The sequence below is a fragment of the Flavobacteriales bacterium genome, assembly GCA_026129465.1.
GTDB lineage: Bacteria > Bacteroidota > Bacteroidia > Flavobacteriales_F > PHOS-HE28 > PHOS-HE28.
This window is the reverse complement of record JAHCIA010000001.1, coordinates 2,631,601-2,648,624: the sequence shown is the minus strand read 5'-3', so window position 1 is coordinate 2,648,624 and position 17,024 is coordinate 2,631,601. Positions and strand designations below refer to the sequence as shown.

The following is a 17,024-nucleotide window of genomic DNA, read 5'->3' as shown; positions in this document are numbered from 1 at the left end:
GGGTGGGGTCGGGGAATGCACAAAGCTCGCGCATGGGCGGCGAGCGAAAGAAGTCGGATCCCGATCAAGCTGTGAAGCGCACCACGTCAACCTCGGGATCGAGGGGCGCTCCATCCAGCAGATGTCCCGCGAGGTGATCCGCGCACCATGGTGCCAGCAACACGCCGCGCGAACCCAGCCCGTTCAGCACCGCTTCGTGGGCCGAGGTCCGGCCCATGATCGGACGACGATCGCGCGAGGTGGGCCGGACACCGCTCCAATGGTCGAGCACCTGGGCCGGAGCGGGTGTCATGGTGTCGATCTTCCGAAGGAGTCCTTCACGTGCCGCATCAGTAGGGCCGCTCCAGACATCGTCCCATTGGAAGGTGGCCCCCGCGCGATAGACCTCCCCGCCCTGGGGCAGCAGGAATACGCCCCTGTGCAGCATGCGATCCATGCGCAATCCGGACAGCCTCACAGTGAGTCCCTCCCCCTTCACGGGCACCATGCCCGGCATCGCTTTGAAAGCCCCTGTGCAGCGCACCAACCACTGGGCGTCCATCCCTGCGACCCTTATCCCGGTCCCATGGACTTCGATGTCCGCGTCGGAGATCTCGCTTTCAGTGAACGCTCCGCGCTTCAGCAGGTCGCGGCGTTGCAACTCCAGCATGGCCGGCACGTCCAGCCAGGCCGCGCGGTGAGCGGTGCCGTATCCATGGCATGGCCGCAACGGCGCCGCTTCCACCGCCGGCTGCTCACGACGATCGATGAAGGACGAGGTGATCGGATCGCGCATCGCAAGGTCCCATCGTTGCGCTGTCGCTTCGTCAGGGAACAGGCGCACCAATTCCATGGGGTGCCAGAGATGCGCCCCCAGTCGTTGCTCCATCTTCCTGTAGCATGCTTCGGCCATCGGCAGCAGCTCCTGTGCGCGCCAGCTCGGCGTTTCGCGCTTCAGCACCAAGGGATTCACCACACCCGCGGCGGCCATGGAGGCGTTGCCTGGCAGCTTGCGATCGTACACATGCACGCGAAGTCCACGCGCCAGCAGCGTTTCTGCCAGCACCGCACCGGCGATGCCATGGCCCAGCAGGATCACATCCGGATGGTAGGACACTCCGCGAAGATCGGCCGGGGCGCGATCAAGCGGCGAGCAGGCGCCGCATGCGCAGCAGAAGCTCCTCCTGGTCGTAGGGCTTGGTCATCAGGTCGTTGGCGCCGGTGCCGCGCACGGTGGCGTGCAAATGCGGCAGTTCGTACGCGGTGAGCACGAGCACGGGGACCTCGATGCCTTGTGCGCGGATCTCCTCCACCAGCGCCAGTCCGTCCAAGTAGGGCAGGCCCAGGTCCAGCAGGATCAGGTCCGCAGGATGTTCGGCGAGGAGCGGGACCAGCCCACGGCCATCGCGCAGCGCGGAAACGTTCCAACCGGCCTCGATAAGGCGCTTCTCGAGCAGTTTGCGCACCAGGGCGTCGTCCTCCACCAGGATCACATGCGGCATGGCTCAGGGGCTTGGGGGCCTCCTACGAGAGCCGTCGGGGCGAGGTTCTCAGGCCGCTTCGGGCACTTCCCGCGACCGGAAGATCCAGAACTTCTGGCCCATGAAATTGAAGGCCGAACAGAAGCCTGTGGCGCCGATGAAGGCCACCAGGTACTTGTTGGGCACTTCGGCGAGCAGGTCCCAATTGTGGAGGGCGTGCAACAGGCCGGAATTGATGCCCACGTTCAGCAGCAGGGAGAAGCCGTAGGTGAGCATGAACTTCACCAGGCGGCGGTCGTTGCGGTCGCGACGGCGCCAGGTCCAGCGCTTGTTGAGGTGGTAGGTCACCATCAACCCGCATAGGAACGACATGGTCTTGGCGAGGGCCTCATTGCCCAGGGCGCCGGGCATGGCGTTCTCCGGCAGTGTGTTGAGGAAGACCCAATAGGCGGACAAATCCGTGAGCACGGCCAGCACACCGATGAAGCCGAACTTCACCAGCTGCTTGTTGCTCTCGGGCAGGTATCTGGGGTCCAGTCTTCGCATGCGGGCCCTTTGTACTCCGGCGATCCCGGCCGGGTTCTATCAGAATCCGCCCGTGAGGGCCTTGAAGAGGTCGTTGCCGTTGGCGTAGAGCAGCAGACCCAGCAGCAGGAAAATGCCGATCATCTGCGCCACCTCCAGCACGCGCTGGTTGGGTGTGCGGCCGGTGACCATCTCATAGAGCAGGAAGACCACGTGCCCGCCATCGAGCGCCGGGATGGGCAGGATGTTCATGAAGGCGAGGATGATGCTGAGGAAGGCGGTCATTTCCCAGAAACGCTGCCAGTCCCAGGTGGGGCTGAAGAGGCTGCCCAGCGTGCCGAAACCGCCCACTTGCTTGGCGCCCGCGCTGCTGAAGAGCAGGCGCATGGAGCTGACATAGCTGCCCAGGGTCTCCCAACCGAAGCGGATCCCCGCGGGGATGGAGGCCATCAGGCCGAAGCGCTCATGCTCCAGGGTGAACCAGGCCGAAGGTGGCCGGTTGCCGAGACCCACGAGACCCTGCTCGTTCACTGCCATGGCGAAGTCCAGCCGTTCGCCTTCACGCTCCACGGTCACCGTGGCCTTCATGCCCTTGCGCTCCTGCATGCGCTCGCGGAAATCGTTGAAGTAGCGCGTGTCCTCGCCATCCACGGCGATCACGCGGTCGCCCTTGCGGATGCCGGTGCCCGATGCGGTGCCGCCGGCCATCACGGTGTCCACCACAAAGGGCACGCGCGGCGCGAAGAGGACGCGTTCATTGCGGTCCAGGATGCGCTGCTCCACGTCCGGCGAAAGCACCACTTCCATGGGCATGCCGTCACGCTCCACACGCACGATGCGTTCGCCCTCGATGAGGATGGCGCGCGTGGTCTCTTCCAGGGTCTTCGGCTCGCGTGTTCCAAGACCAAGAATGCGGTCGCCATCGAGCAGCCCTTCCTCCTTCATCGTTTGGCTGGGATGCACGCCGTAGCGCACCTCGGCCAAGGGCAGATAGTCTCGGCCCCACACGAAGAGGATGGCGATGTAGATGGCCATGCCCAGCAACAGGTTCACGGTGACCCCGCCCACCATGATGATGAGGCGCTGCCAGGCGGGTTTGCTGCGGAACTCCCAAGGCTGGGGCGGGCGTTTCATCTGCTCGGTGTCCATGCTCTCGTCCACCATGCCGGCGATCTTCACATAGCCGCCCAGGGGGATCCAGCCGATGCCGAACTCGGTATCGCCGACCTTCTTCTTCCACAGCGAGAACTTCCAATCGAAGAAGAGATAGAACTTCTCCACGCGCGTTCTGAACCAGCGTGCCGGCAGGAAGTGGCCCAACTCATGGAGCACCACGAGGATGGAGAGACTCAGGATGAGCTGGGCGGCTTTGGTCAGGAATTCCATGCGTGGGTGTTGCGTGCGCGTGCGATTCGGCGTGCTTCGGCGTCCGTGGCCTCCAGGTCGGCCAGTGTGGGCCTGGCGATGTGTGGCACCCTGGTCAGGGTATGTTCCACCAGGTCGCTCATTTCCAGGAAGCCGATGGCGTCCCGCAGGAAAAGTTCAACGGCCACCTCATTGGCGGCGTTGAGCACGCAGGGGGCGTTGCCGCCCTGGTCCATGGCCTCCAGGGCCAGCGCCAGGTTGCGGAATGTGTCCAGGTCCGGCTGTTCGAAGGTGAGCGTGGGGTGGCGTGTGAAGTCGAAGCGCGGCCAAGCCGTTGCGGGGCGGTCCGGATAGGCCATGGCGTAGAGGATGGGGAGCTTCATGTCCGGCAGGCCCATCTGCGCCTTCATGCTGCCATCGCGGAACTGCACGATGCTGTGGATGATGCTTTGCGGATGCGTGACGATCTCGATCTGCTTGCGCTTCAGGTTGAAGAGCCACCTGGCCTCGATCGCCTCCAGCCCTTTGTTCATCAGCGTGGCGCTGTCGATGGTGATCTTGGCGCCCATGGTCCAGTTGGGGTGCTTCAACGCCTGGACCTTGGTGACACCCGCCAGTTCGGCGCGGGTCTTCCCCCGGAAGGGCCCCCCACTGGCGGTGAGCACGATCTTTTCGATGGGGTTGTGCCACTCGCCGGCCATGCATTGGAAGATGGCGCTGTGTTCGCTGTCCACCGGATAGAGGTCCACGCCCTTGTCGCGCGCCGCGGCGGTGACCAGGTCGCCGGCCACCACCAGCGTCTCCTTGTTGGCCAGGGCGATGGGTTTCCCCGCTCCGATGGCGGCCAGCGTAGGGCGCAGCCCGGCGTAGCCCACCAGCGCGGTGAGCACCAGGTCTATGCCCTCCATGGTCACGGCCTGTTCCAGCGCTTCGGCACCCGCGTAGACCTTGATACCCTGCGGGAAAAGCACCTCCTTCACCGCCTCCAGCTTGGCGTTATCGCCGATGACCACGGCATTGGGCTTGAACTCCAGTGCCTGCTCGACCAGCAGGTCCGTGTTGCTGCCACAGGTGAGCAACTCCGCCTGGAAGCGGTCCGGATGTTCGCGCACCACCTCCAGGGCCTGTGTGCCGATGGAGCCGGTGCTGCCGAGGATGGCGATGTGTCTGGTCATGTGCTCATTCGCCCATGTGCGCATGTGCCCATGGGACGGGAAACACATGTCGGATCGGCCGGAAAGCGGGCAAAGATCGCGCTTCAGCCGGTAAGCCTTACGAGGCTTTGCGCTGCGCCTCGGTCAGGGTGCAAATGAGCGAAGCGGGCTCGCAGACCACCGCCTTGTCGCCTTGCAGGGCGATGGGGGCCTTGAGCAGGGCCGGGTTGTGCGTGAGCACCTGCAGCCAGCCCTCGGCATCGAGGTCGCGTCCGCGGAGATTCTCCTGGTAATAAGGGTGCGCGCGGTTCAGCAGGTCCTTGGGCCGCAGGTTCAACTGCTTGAGCACCTGCCGGATGAAAGTGGTGCTGAGCTTCACCTCGCTCACGTCCTGCTTGTTCACCTTGGGTGCCATGCTGTAAGCATAGGCCAAGGCCTTGCGGCCCTCGGTGGTGGTGCTGTCATAGACCAGCGTCAGTTCCTTATGGTTGAGTGTGGTGCTCATGGCCGACCGGCTTGGTTGGAGCCAAAAGATACGACATCGGCCCGGCCATGGTCCGGGCACCGGTGCCGGGAAAGTGTGGTTCACCGGGCCGCAGCCCTTCGCAATCGATCATTGATAGCCCGGCCCAGGCCTTCCTCCGGGAAATGCTCCGCCAGGATCACCGCACAGTCGCTGGCATCCATATCGCGCAGCACGGCGAAGAGGTGACGTGCGGCTTCGGCCAGGTCGCCGCGCTCGGAAAGCACCTCACAGCGGTGACCCGGGTATTCGCTTCGGAAGGCGATCACGCCCACGGGCTGCCCGGCAAAACGGCGCAACAGGGCGGGCACATCGCCCACGTAAAGCGGCTTGCGCGGAGCATAGTGGCTCTCCAACATGCCGGGCGCCACAGGCAGCACCTGCTTCATGGCGGGCTCCACACGACCGACGACCCGTTCGAGGGCCTCCTGCGTGATGCCCCCCGTGCGATAGAGCTGCCATCGACCGCTTTCCCAACCCACAATGGTGGACTCCACTCCCACCGAACAGGGACCGCCATCGAGGATGTAGGGCACCTTGTCGCCGAGCTGGTCGGCCACGTGCTGTGCGGTGGTGGGGCTCACATAGCCGAATGGATTGGCGCTGGGTGCCGCGAGGGGGAAGTCCAGCAGGCCCAGCAGCTCGCGGGTAAGGGGGTGGGCGGGCAAACGCAAGCCAACAGTGTCCAGGCCGCTGGTGACCAGATCTGGTACGGCGGGCTGTTTGGGCAGCACCAACGTGAGCGGCCCGGGCCAGAAGGCGTCCATGAGGGCTTCGGCGCCTGGAGGGACCTCGCGCACCAGGCGGGCCACCTCTTCGCGCCGGGCGATGTGGACGATCAGCGGATCGAAGGACGGCCGGTCCTTGACTTGGAATACCCGAAGGACGGCGGTCTCGTCGAGCGCGTTGGCGGCCAGTCCATAGACCGTTTCGGTGGGGATGGCCACGATCTCCCCAAGGCGCAGGAGCTGAGCGGCATGGGCGAGGTCGGTGCCGATGGTGGCCATGGCGCAAAGGTCAAGAACCTCGACGAAGGGCCGAAAGTGCCCCGCTTCCGGGGGCGCTATCTGGAGCAACGCATCTGGCCGGTGGGGGTCGTTCAGGAGCCTTTCGGTTCCTTGAACGCGTGGTCGGGGTCGAACTTCTCCCGCATGATCCGGTACCAGGTCCGGCCAGGCGCGTATCGTCGCAACCAATCCTCCTCCGGCACTTCAAAACCCAACTTGTCCCTGCGCCAAGCCACCTCTGGCGGCAAGACATCCTCGAACGCTTTCCTCATCACATACTTGGTCCATCCCAGCTGCAGCTTGCGGTCGTCGGGCAGGGAGAAGCAGAATTCCACCAGCTCGTGGCCCAGGAATGGAAGGCGGACCTCCCGGCCATGCGCCATGGAATTCCTGTCGGCATACCGAAGCAATTCCTGAAGGGGGCCTTTGGTGAAATTCCGATGCAGCACTTCATTCAGGGATATCGTTCTCCCACGCCTCAGATAGGTCATGCTTTGCCGGATATCGGTCAGACCGACCCATGGCTTCCGCGCATTTCCAGTGGTGTCGTGTTCCTGATAGGCCCTGTGCTCCTTGAGCCTGGTCCGCCACGGGACGTTCAGCCCGTGCATGGACTGCAGGTAGATGGGATAGTAATAGGTGTATCCCGCCAACAGCTCATCGGCCCCCTGCCCATCGATGAGCACCGAGATCCCGTGCTCCTTCGCCAGTTGCTGCACGCGGTACTGCGCATAGATGCTGGCACTGGCAAAGGGCTCTTCCTGATGATAGCAGAGTGTGTCCAGGTCGCGGAACATCTCCTCACCCGTGGGCCGGACGAAATGGGGGATCACGCCCGTTCTTTCGATGACCTTCTCGATGAAATACCCTTCATCCTTCTTGTATCCTTCGAAGCGTGCGGAGAACGTATGCGGGCTCACCTGCCCCTGTCCTTTCCAACGCGCCACATTGCAGACGATCGAGGAGCTGTCCAGCCCGCCACTGAGGCTTGTACCCACCGGGACATCCGACCTGCAGCGGTACCGCAACGATCCGATGAACAGCCTTCGGAACTCCTCCACCGCCTCCTGCATCGTTCCGGGAAAATCCTGCTTCCGCCAGTCGATATCGTAGTAGCGGGTGATGCTGGTCCGGCCATCGGCATGGACGCGCATCCAGTGGCTGTGCTCCAGTTTGAAGATGTTCTTGTAGAAGGTGTCGCCCAAGCGGGCCGGGACATGCACCCGGCGCGCCCGTTCGTATGCGCTCATCGCATCCTCACCGACCTCCTTGGGGACCCCCGCCACCCAAAGGGCTTTCATCTCGGAGGCGAAGTAGAACGCGTTCGCGTCCTTGTAGTAGTGGAACGGTTTTTCGCCGAACCGGTCCCGGGCACAGAACAATTCCTGGCGCAGGTCGTCCCAGATGGCGAACGCCCACATGCCGTCCAAGCGTCGCAGGCAGGCCTCGCCTTCCAGGTGATAGAGTGCGAGCAAGACCTCCGTATCGGTCTGGCTTACGAACGCGACGCCCTTGCGCTCCAGTTCCTCCCGCAGCTCCAGGTAGTTGTAGATCTCGCCATTGAAGGTGATGCTGTACCGGTCCATGTAACGCATGGGCTGCGCGCCCGCCGCGGACAGGTCGATGATGGACAATCGGCGGTGGCCGAGACCCACACGCGCGGAAGCATCGATCCACTGCCCCTCGCCATCGGGCCCCCGGTGCATGATCGCATCGGTCATCCGTTTCAACACTTCCTTGGATACGATGCCTGGACGGAAGGACAGGATCCCGGCTATGCCACACATGATGGGGGGCGGATCAGTAACTGGATGTATGCACGGCTTTCAGAAGCAATGGCTCCCGGCCATCGTCATCGCATCAGGTGGCGAGTTCGATGGGCTATGGTTGGAACACCTGGCCGGCTCGTGCATGGGCTGTGCTCCTATCTGGAATAACATGAGCGCAAGGATCCCACATTCCAGGGACCGAAGCTAATCTGTGGAAAGGATCCCGCGGCGCTCGGCTCGCCCCAATTCCGGGCGCAGGTCACCCATAGCGACACGGACCCTGTACCAGCATCGGCGGGGGGGGGGCGTCACAACTGACCCAGGCATCGATCGCGGATACCCGAGCGGCCGCAACCCGGTGCCTTCCGGACCGCAAGGCACGAACCTGACACTCTGCGGCTTGTTCCTTTGTGCGCCAAGCCCTCCACATGCGCCCAGCCATACTTCTTGCGCTCCTCCTCCCCTTCACCCTCCACGCCCAGCTCCAACCCGGCTACGACCGCGACGAAGCCATGGAGCTGCTGCGCGTGAACATGAGCTTCGTGGACAGCCCCATGACGGGCATGACCATCGCGCCCAGCGAGCGTTTCCGCCGCGTGTACCGCTCGCCGGTGATGGGGCTGAAGAACATGTGGGAACTGCATACCGATGACCGCGGCACTGCGGTGATCGCCCTGCGCGGCACCACGGCCGAGCTGGTGAGCTGGCTGGAGAACGGCTATGCGGCGATGATCCCCGCCCAGGGTGAGATCCGCCTGGAGAACGGCAGCATCTTCCGGTACCACCTGGCTGACGACCCGCGCGCGGCCGTGCACGTGGGCTGGACCGTGGGCATGGCCTTCCTGCAACGCGACATCATGCCCAAGATCGATTCGCTGTACGCCGCTGGCACCCGCGACATCCTCATCGCCGGGCATAGCCAGGGCGGCGCGCTGAGCTACCTGCTCACCGCGCATGTGCGGCAGTTGCAGCGCGAAGGTCGACTCCCGGCCGACATCCGCTTCAAGACCTACGCCAGCGCCGCACCCAAGCCGGGCAACACCGCCTTCGCACACCACTATGAATACCATACGCGCGGCTGGGCCTTCAACACGGTGAACGCGCTGGACTGGGTGCCCGAAGTGCCCATGAGCCTCCAGACGGTGGACGACTTCAATGTGGTGAACCCCTTCAGCGATGCGAAGAAGGCCATGGGGCAGTTGCCCTTGAAGCAGCGCGTGGCAGGGCGGTACGTATACAACAAACTGGACAAGCCCACGCGCAAGGCCCAACGCAACTACACGCGCTTCCTGGGCACCTCGGCCGGCAACTTCGTGCGCCGCGAACTGCCCGAGCTGGAGACGCCCGCCTACGTGGAGAGCAACCTCTACGTGCGCACCGGGGCCATCGTGGCGCTGCTGCCCGACAGCGGCTACCTCGCGCGCTTCCCGCAGCACAAGGAGACGCCCTTCGTGAACCACATGCTGGACCCCTACCTCTACCTGCTGGAGCGGTGGACGCCGGATCCGCACTACACCGAAGCTCCGCCCGCACAGGACCCACGGATCACGCACCGCCAGCGACTGATCACCGACGGCATCCACTTCCACGGCACGGGCCACGAAGCGGAGTGGATGCTGCAGATCAACCACGAAGGCGCCATGGGCTTCCGCATGCTGGGCGATGCGCAGGGTTGGTTCACGCCGCCGGTGCAGCCCGCCCGCGCTGCCGATGCCAACGTGGTGCTGTACCAGGCCAAGACCGAGCGCGGCGAACTGCGCGTCACCATCCAGGAGCAGCCCTGCACGGACAGCATGAGTGGCGATGCCTTCCCCTACACTGTGCGCATCGATGCCATGGACAACAAGATGAAGCAGCACGTGAACGGCTGCGGCCAGTACCTGCCACCGGCGCGCCTGCACGATGTGTGGATGCTGGTGCGCGTGGGCGAATTGCCGGTGCGTCCCGGCGAACTGCGCGAAGGGGCGCGTCTGGAGTTCTTCGCAGCGGAAGGGCACTTGCTGGGCGGCACCGGCTGCAACAGCCTCAGGGGGCCTTTCGAGGTCCATGACAAGACCCTGCGTTTCGGGCCTTTGGCACAGACCAAGGTGCTGTGCCACGAACACGCTGGCGAGGTGGAGCAGGAGATGATGAAGGCCATGTCACTCGGCTGGTTGCGCTATGCGTTCCGCGGCAACGAGTTGGTGCTCTCGCACCCGGATGGCACCGACCTGGTGTTCCGGCGGGTGGAGTGATCGCGGCAAGCCGCAGAGCAGAAATGCGAGCCGCAGATGACGCAGATGGCGCAGATGAATGCCGTCGTTCCGATGAGCGCGCGGTATCGGTGCTGAATGATACCCATCGCACCCTTCCACGTCATCTGCGGCTGAATGTATTTCACGAGCCCGCAGGGCGAGTGCGGCAAGCTGGCATCTGCGTCATCCGCGTCATCTGCGGCTGAACGTATTTCACGAGCCCGCAGGGTGAGTGCCTTCACCATCCGCGTTGCCGTCGTTCTTCCCGCACAATGTCGATCTTCAACGCGTTCACAGCAACCCATGAAACATCTTCTGCTCTCCTTCCTCATCGCCATTGCGCCCATCGCCCTGCACGCACAGGCCAACCGCAGCAAGGCCAAACCAGAAGCGCCCAAGACCGATCACTTCAGCGGCCTGAAGTTCCGCTCCATCGGACCGGCCTTCATGTCCGGGCGCATCGCCGACATCGCCATCCATCCGCAGAAAGCCAGCACCTGGTACGTGGCCGTGGGCTCCGGTGGCGTATGGAAAACCGAGAACGCCGGCACTACGTGGACGCCCATCTTCGACGGGCAGACCAGCTACTCCATCGGCTGCATCACCCTCGACCCGCAGAACCCCGAAGTGCTGTGGGTGGGCACCGGCGAGAACGTGGGAGGCCGGCACGTAGCCTACGGTGACGGCATCTACCGCAGCATGGACGGCGGCAAGAGCTGGACGAACCTGGGCCTGAAGAACAGCGAGCACCTCTCGAAGATCATCGTGCACCCCGCCGACCCCAACACCGTTTGGGTGGCCGCGCAAGGCCCCCTGTGGAGCAAGGGTGGCGAGCGCGGCGTGTACAAGACCACCGATGGCGGCAAGACCTGGCGGCGCACCCTGGGCGATGCCGAATGGGTGGGTGCCACCGACCTGCTGATCGATCCGCGCGAACCCAACCTGCTCTATGCCGCCACCTGGCAGCGCCACCGCACCGTGGCCGGCTACATGGGTGGCGGGCCGGGCTCCGCGATCCACCGCAGTTCCGACGGCGGCGAGACCTGGACCAAACTCAGCAGCGGCCTGCCTGCGGGAAACCTGGGCAAGATCGGCCTGGCGCTTTCGCCGCAACGGCCCGATGTGGTCTACGCGGCCATCGAGGAGGACCGTCGTACAGGCGGCGTGTACCGCAGCAGCGACCGCGGCATGAGCTGGACCAAGATGAGCGATGCCGTCAGCGGCGGCACTGGTCCGCACTACTACCAGGAGCTCTACGCCTGCCCGCACCAGTTCGACCGGCTCTACCTGGTGAGCAACTACCTGCTCACCTCCGATGACGGCGGCAAGAACTTCCGCCGCGTGAACGTGGAACAGAAGCACGTGGACGACCACGCCATCGCCTTCAGCGCCGATGATCCCGACCACCTGCTCGTGGGCACCGACGGCGGCCTGTACGAAAGCTTCGACCGCGCCAGAACGTGGCGGTACATCGCCAACCTGCCCGTGACGCAGTTCTACAAGATCGCCGTGGACGACGCCGAGCCCTTCTACAACGTGTACGGCGGCACACAGGACAACTGTACGCAGGGCGGTCCCTCGCGAACGGACAACATCCACGGCATCCGCAACGACGACTGGTACGTGGTGCTGGGCGGTGATGGCCACCAGCCCGCCACCGAGCCGGGCAACCCGAACATCGTGTACGCGCAATGGCAGCAGGGCAACATCGTGCGCCACGACCGGACGACCGGCGAGAACACCTACATCCGCCCGCAGCCCGCCGAAGGCGAACCCACCGAACGCAGCAACTGGGACGCGCCGATCGTGGTGAGCCCGCACGACCCCGCCACACTCTACTTCGGCACCCAGCGCGTGTGGAAGAGCGCCGACCGCGGCGATACATGGACGGCCCTCAGCGGCGACCTCACCACCAACACCGAGCGCATCCGCACGCCCTACTTCGGCACCACGCAAGGCTGGGACAACCCCTGGGACATCTACGCCATGAGCGACTACAGCAGCATCACCTCGCTGGGCGTTTCGCCCGTGGTGCAGGGGCTGATCTACGCCGGCACCGACGATGGCCTGCTGCAGGTGACCGAGGACGAAGGCCGCACCTGGCGACGCATCGAAGTGGGTCGTCTGCCGGGCCTGCCCGCCACCGCCTTCTGCAACGACATCAAGGCCGACCTCCACGATGCCAACACCGTGTTCGCCGTGTTCGACAACCACAAGTACGGCGACTTCAAGCCCTACATCTACCGCAGCACCGACCGCGGCCGCACGTGGACCAGCATCGCTTCAGGCTTGCCCGAGCGCACCCTGCTCTGGCGCGTGGTGCAGGACCATGTGAAACCCGGGCTGCTCTTCCTGGGCACGGAGTTCGGCGTGTATGTGAGCTTCAATGGCGGTCGTGAATGGCAGGCGCTGAAGGGCGGGCTGCCCCCGATCGCCGTGCGCGACATCGCCATCCAGCGCAAAGCGAACGACCTGGTGCTCGGCACCTTCGGGCGTGGCATCTATATCCTGGACGACTACGCTGCCTTGCGCGAATACACCGAGGACACCCCGAAAGCCGAAGCCACGCTCTTCGCGCCGCGCACCGCCGCGTGGTACAGCCCGCGCCAGCTGCTGGGCTACGGCCCTAAGGGCATGCTGGGCGACAACTACTACGTGGGTGCCAATCCGGAATTCGGGGCCACGTTCAACTACTTCCTGAAGGAGGCTTACACCGGCCCGAGGAAGCAACGGCAGGAGGCCGAGAAGAAGCTGAAAGAGGAGAGCAAGCCGCTGGCATTCCCCGGCTGGGACGCGGTGGAGGCCGAGGAACGCGCACTGGAACCGGGCGTGTGGCTGGTGATCAGCGATGCGCAGGGCAAGGTGGTGGACCGCGTGAAGGCCACCAACAGCGCGGGTTTCCAGCGGGTCACCTGGGACCTGCGCGCATCGGCGGCACGGCCCGTGACACGCGACAACATGGGCGGCTCACCACGCGGCCCTTTGGTGGCGCCGGGCACCTATACCGCGCAATTGTACAAGCAGCAGAACGGTGCCTTCACGGCGATGAGCGCCACGGTGCCTGTGCGGGTGGAACCGCTGCGCAAGGGCCACCTGCCCGGTGCGACACCGGATGACGCAGTGGCCTACCAGCAGCGCGTGGAAGCCCTGCGCGGCAAGCAGGAAGCCCTGCAGCAACGCCTGAAGGAGGCCAGCACCCGCAGCGAGGTGATGCGCACCGCATACACGCGTGCCACCCGCAGCGATGCCGCCCTCCAGGACGATCTGCTGAAGCTGCACCGCACCGTGCAGGAACTGGACCTGGAGTTGAACGGCAGCAAAGCCCGCGCACAGGTGGGTGAGAAGAACGCGATGCTCTCGGCGGGCGATCGCCTGGGGGCCGCCAGCGGCGCATGGTCCATCAGCTATGGGCCCACGCCCACCCACAGGGCGAACGCGGACATTGCCGAGCGCATGCTGGGCGATCTGGAGCTACGCATGAACGGTCTCATACAGGGACTACCCGCCTTGGAGGAACGCTTGAAGGCCATCGGTGCGCCGGCGTTGGAATGGCGGTGAGGCGGTGCTGCTGTTCCACACCGATCGGGGAAACGATGCCACAGCGGGACGGCGGGGCGTGGCCGGCCAACGGTGCACGAAGTCCGCACCCATCAAGGGCCTCAGGCCGAACCCAAGGACCCGGCACAGCGTTCGGCAGATGCAAGCCCAAACCGAACGCGCCATGCCACGCAAGAAGAAAGCGCTCGTCCTGAGCCAACCCATCAAGCAGGGCCTGAAGGCCATCAAGGTGAAGCTGGACCACCGCACGGTGATCACCCTCAGCAACATGAAGGCGCTGGAGTTCTGGAAGCAGCGCTATCCGAACGCGATGGTCATCGGATGAGCCGGAACGATCCGGGAGCGGTTGGTGTTTATTCGTGACACCAACCCTTCCCGGCCATGCGCATATTGCTTCCGATCACCGCGATCGCGATACTCGCCGCCTGCGGCGGCCAGCAAGCCCCCGCTCCCGAACCCGCCCCGGAGGATCCCACCCCGGCGGACAACAGCCGCACCAGCCTGGACTGGGCCGGCACCTACAGCGGCACGGTGCCCTGCGCCGACTGCGAAGGCATCGCCACGCGGCTCACCATCCACAGCGATGGCACCTACGTACTGCAGACGCAATACCTCGGCAAGAGCGATGAGCTGTTCGTGAAGGAAGGCGCCTTCGACTGGAAGGAGGACGGGAACCACATCGTGCTGCAGGGCATCGAGAACGGCCCCAGCATCTACCAAGTGGGCGAGAACCACCTGCGCCAGCGTGACATGAGCGGCAATCCAATCACCGGGGAGCTGGCCGACAACTACGTGCTGCGCAAGGCCATGCCGATGGCCGCGATGGCCGCCCGCATGAGCACCGAGCCCGTGAAGCCCGCGCTGGAAGGCACCCACTGGAACCTGGTGGAGCTGATGGGCAAGCCCGTGCCGCCACCGGCCGAGCCGCGCCAGCAGGCGCACATCGTGTTCGATGCCCAGGAGAAGCGCGCCTTCGGCCATGCGGGCTGCAACCGCTTCTTCGCGGGCTACGAGCTGGACGAGGCCGCCGGTCGTCTGCGCTTCAGCAAAGCGGGCAGCACCATGATGGCCTGCCCCGACATGAGCGTGGAGGACGCCTTCCTCAAGGCCCTCGCACAGGTGGACAACTACAGCATCGGCGAGGATGGCCGGTTGTCGTTGAACAAGGCGCGCATGGCGCCGCTGATGCGGTTCGCCGCCGGGGAGTGAACTCAGGTCATCAGCCCCTCCACGTACCGCCGGTCGTTCGCCAGGCGCGGCACCTTGCTCTGCACATCGTTCATACCCCGCACCTTCATCCAAGGGGAAGCGAACGAACCCGAGCCATGTTCCGTGTCATCGCGATCAGCGCACCCGCGGTCAAGTCGGCATTGAAGCGCTCCAAGGCAAGGAGCAGAGATCCGGTGATGCGCTCCGGGTGTGGGTCATGCTCACGAACGATGATCACGCTCGGCTTGGTCGATCCGGAAGCGTGGAGCAGATCACCGAAGTCGAGGTCATGCGTGATGATGATGCGATCGTTCGCTGCGGCCCACGCCATGATATCGTCGTCCGGTGCACTGGCCGGACCCACAGCACTCCAATGGACCGCATCATGACCGCCGGAAGTAAGCATCATCGCCAGTGCAGGCGACAAGCTCATATCCACCACGAGCTTCATGCCCGCTCGATGGGAACGTCCTGGTCGTTGGCCAGTAGGGTCACGTAGTGCAGGGCTGCCGTGATGTCCTCGTCCTCCAAGTAGGGGTACAGCGCAAGGATCTCCTCCCGGCTGCGCTTGGAGGCAAGCAGGCCGATGATGGTGCCCACGGTGATACGCATGCCACGGATGCACGGGCGGCCTCCCATCTTGCCGGGTTCGATCGTGATGCGCGGCGCCACTTCCATGAACCCAAAGGTACATGCGCGGCTTGCTGCACGCCAAGCCTATTCAGCAGCACCCAAGCCCTCCACATACCGCCGATCGTTCGCCAGCCTGGGCACCTTGCTCTGCGCATCGTTCATGCCGCGGCCCTTCATCCAGGCGGCGAAACCTCCGCGCGGCACAGGGGTGATCACCAGCGGACGCAGCACCTTGCCGGTGATCAGGTCGCGGTAATAAGGGTTGCGTTGCTGCAATGACCCATCGATCGCGGCGGCGAAGCGGGCCATATCCGATGGCGGCACGGCGAATTCGATGAACCACTCGTGGTGCGGCAGGCTTTCGGCCGGTGCGGTCTGTGGTGCCACGGTGAACTCGGCCACTTCGCAAGGCACTTGGGCCATGGCGTCCTTCAAGGCCCCTTCCACCTCCTCGGCGATCACATGCTCCCCAAACGCACTGGTGAAGTGCTTGGTGCGGCCGGTGACCTTGATGCGTGGCGGAGAGAGCGAGACGAACTTGATGGTGTCGCCGATCTCGTAGCCCCACAGGCCGGCGTTGGTGTAAAGTACCAGGGCGTACTGGGTGTTCAATTCCACCTCGGCGATGGACAGGGGGCGGCGATCATCGCCCTGCATGGGCAAGAAGCCGAAGTAGATCCCATTGTCCAGCACCAGAAGTAGCCCATCGTCATTGTCCCGGTCCTGGTAGGCGATGAAGCCCTCGCTGGCGGGAAAGAGCTCCACGCTGGGCACGTGGCCGCCGATGAGCGCCTCCATGCGGCTGCGGTAGGGCCCGTAGTTCACCCCGCCGTACACGAAGAGCGAGAAGTTGGGGAAGACCTCCTTCACCGTGGCCTTGCCGGTGCGTGCCAGCAACCGCTCGAAGTACATCTGCACCCAGGCGGGGATGCCGCTGATGAGCCGCAAGTCCTCGCCCATCGTTTCGGTGACGATCGCTTCCACCTTCGTCTCCCAGTCGGGGATGCTGTTGGTGGCGAAGCTGGGCAGGCGGTTCTTCAGCAGGTAGCGGGGCACGTGGTTGGCCACGATGCCGCTGAGGCGCCCCAAGGGGATCACGCCCTTCTTGTCAAGCACCGGGCTGCCCTGGAGGAAGATCATCTTGCCGTCCACGAAGTCGGCACGGCCGCTGTGGGCGATGTAGGCCAGCAGCGCCCGCCGCGCGCTGCCGATGTGGTTGGGCAGCGAGTGCCGCGTGATGGGGATGTACTTCGCCCCGCTGGTGGTGCCGCTGGTCTTGCTCAAATAGAGCGGCCGTCCAGGCCACAACACATCCTGCTCTCCGGCGATGATTCGATCGATGTACGAACGGAATCCCTCGTAATCGCGCAGCGGAACCGCTTGGACCAACGATGCGTGGTCATGCACCTCATGCAGCTGGTGCTCCTTGCCGAAGACCGTGCTGCCACCCTGCCGCACCAACTTCCTCAGAACACCCAGTTGCGTCGCCACCGGGTCCATGGCACGACGCAGCACCGCGCGGGTGGTCCAGCGGGCCAGGGGTCTGGCGATGGTGCTTTTGAGGCTCACGGGGCGTTGAAGGTCGGC

Annotated in this window: 15 protein-coding genes; 4 read left to right on the top strand and 11 right to left on the bottom strand. The window is 64.6% G+C overall.

All coding sequences use genetic code 11. From position 1 onward, the window contains the following. Positions 1–64: 64 nt before the first annotated feature. From KIT10_11315 to asnB, 8 genes are all read right to left on the bottom strand, one after another. Positions 65–1,096 (bottom strand): FAD-binding oxidoreductase, encoded by a 1,032-nt coding sequence (locus KIT10_11315; GenBank protein ID MCW5899846.1) that lies wholly within the window; start codon positions 1,094–1,096, stop codon positions 65–67. A 25-nt stretch (positions 1,097–1,121) separates the two neighbouring features. After that, a complete protein-coding gene (locus KIT10_11310; GenBank protein MCW5899845.1) occupies positions 1,122–1,481 on the bottom strand; it encodes a response regulator in 360 nt (119 codons plus the stop codon). Between the two features lie 48 nt (positions 1,482–1,529). After that, complete coding sequence (locus KIT10_11305; protein MCW5899844.1) at positions 1,530–2,006, bottom strand: GtrA family protein; 477 nt, start codon at positions 2,004–2,006, stop codon at positions 1,530–1,532. A gap of 39 nt (positions 2,007–2,045) precedes the next feature. Further along, positions 2,046–3,371 carry an RIP metalloprotease RseP gene (rseP, locus tag KIT10_11300; GenBank protein ID MCW5899843.1) on the bottom strand — a complete coding sequence of 442 codons (1,326 nt, stop codon included), beginning with the start codon at positions 3,369–3,371 and terminating at the stop codon, positions 2,046–2,048. Beyond that, positions 3,359–4,549 carry a 1-deoxy-D-xylulose-5-phosphate reductoisomerase gene (locus tag KIT10_11295; GenBank protein MCW5899842.1) on the bottom strand — a complete coding sequence of 397 codons (1,191 nt, stop codon included), beginning with the start codon at positions 4,547–4,549 and terminating at the stop codon, positions 3,359–3,361. The genes rseP and KIT10_11295 overlap by 13 nt, the downstream gene beginning before the upstream one ends. Positions 4,550–4,622: 73 nt before the next feature. Beyond that, on the bottom strand, positions 4,623–5,009 hold the full coding sequence (locus tag KIT10_11290; GenBank protein MCW5899841.1) for a hypothetical protein: 387 nt from the start codon (positions 5,007–5,009) through the stop codon (positions 4,623–4,625). 80 nt (positions 5,010–5,089) lie between these two features. Further along, positions 5,090–6,034, bottom strand: coding sequence for a threonylcarbamoyl-AMP synthase (locus tag KIT10_11285; protein ID MCW5899840.1), 945 nt, complete (start codon positions 6,032–6,034; stop codon positions 5,090–5,092). A 92-nt stretch (positions 6,035–6,126) separates the two neighbouring features. Then, positions 6,127–7,821 (bottom strand): asparagine synthase (glutamine-hydrolyzing), encoded by a 1,695-nt coding sequence (asnB, locus tag KIT10_11280; GenBank protein MCW5899839.1) that lies wholly within the window; start codon positions 7,819–7,821, stop codon positions 6,127–6,129. 410 nt (positions 7,822–8,231) lie between these two features. Between asnB and KIT10_11275 the strand changes: the two genes are divergently transcribed. The 4 genes from KIT10_11275 to KIT10_11260 all read left to right on the top strand — a co-directional run bounded on the left by KIT10_11275 (position 8,232) and on the right by KIT10_11260 (position 14,804). Then, positions 8,232–10,037 (top strand): META domain-containing protein, encoded by a 1,806-nt coding sequence (locus tag KIT10_11275; GenBank protein ID MCW5899838.1) that lies wholly within the window; start codon positions 8,232–8,234, stop codon positions 10,035–10,037. 303 nt (positions 10,038–10,340) lie between these two features. Beyond that, on the top strand, positions 10,341–13,595 hold the full coding sequence (locus KIT10_11270) for a glycosyl hydrolase (protein MCW5899837.1): 3,255 nt from the start codon (positions 10,341–10,343) through the stop codon (positions 13,593–13,595). Positions 13,596–13,758: 163 nt separating this feature from the next. After that, on the top strand, positions 13,759–13,920 hold the full coding sequence (locus tag KIT10_11265; protein MCW5899836.1) for a hypothetical protein: 162 nt from the start codon (positions 13,759–13,761) through the stop codon (positions 13,918–13,920). A 56-nt stretch (positions 13,921–13,976) separates the two neighbouring features. Further along, entirely contained in the window at positions 13,977–14,804 is an 828-nt protein-coding gene (locus KIT10_11260) for a copper resistance protein NlpE N-terminal domain-containing protein (GenBank protein MCW5899835.1), read from the top strand. Positions 14,805–14,889: 85 nt separating this feature from the next. On the opposite strand, the gene KIT10_11255 is transcribed toward KIT10_11260, so the two are convergent. The 3 genes from KIT10_11255 to KIT10_11245 are packed head-to-tail and all read right to left on the bottom strand — an operon-like array spanning position 14,890 to position 17,006. Beyond that, entirely contained in the window at positions 14,890–15,255 is a 366-nt protein-coding gene (locus KIT10_11255) for a DUF5615 family PIN-like protein (protein ID MCW5899834.1), read from the bottom strand. Beyond that, a complete protein-coding gene (locus tag KIT10_11250) occupies positions 15,252–15,482 on the bottom strand; it encodes a DUF433 domain-containing protein (protein ID MCW5899833.1) in 231 nt (76 codons plus the stop codon). The genes KIT10_11255 and KIT10_11250 overlap by 4 nt, the downstream gene beginning before the upstream one ends. A gap of 39 nt (positions 15,483–15,521) precedes the next feature. Then, a complete protein-coding gene (locus tag KIT10_11245) occupies positions 15,522–17,006 on the bottom strand; it encodes a GH3 auxin-responsive promoter family protein (GenBank protein ID MCW5899832.1) in 1,485 nt (494 codons plus the stop codon). Positions 17,007–17,024 lie beyond the last annotated feature (18 nt).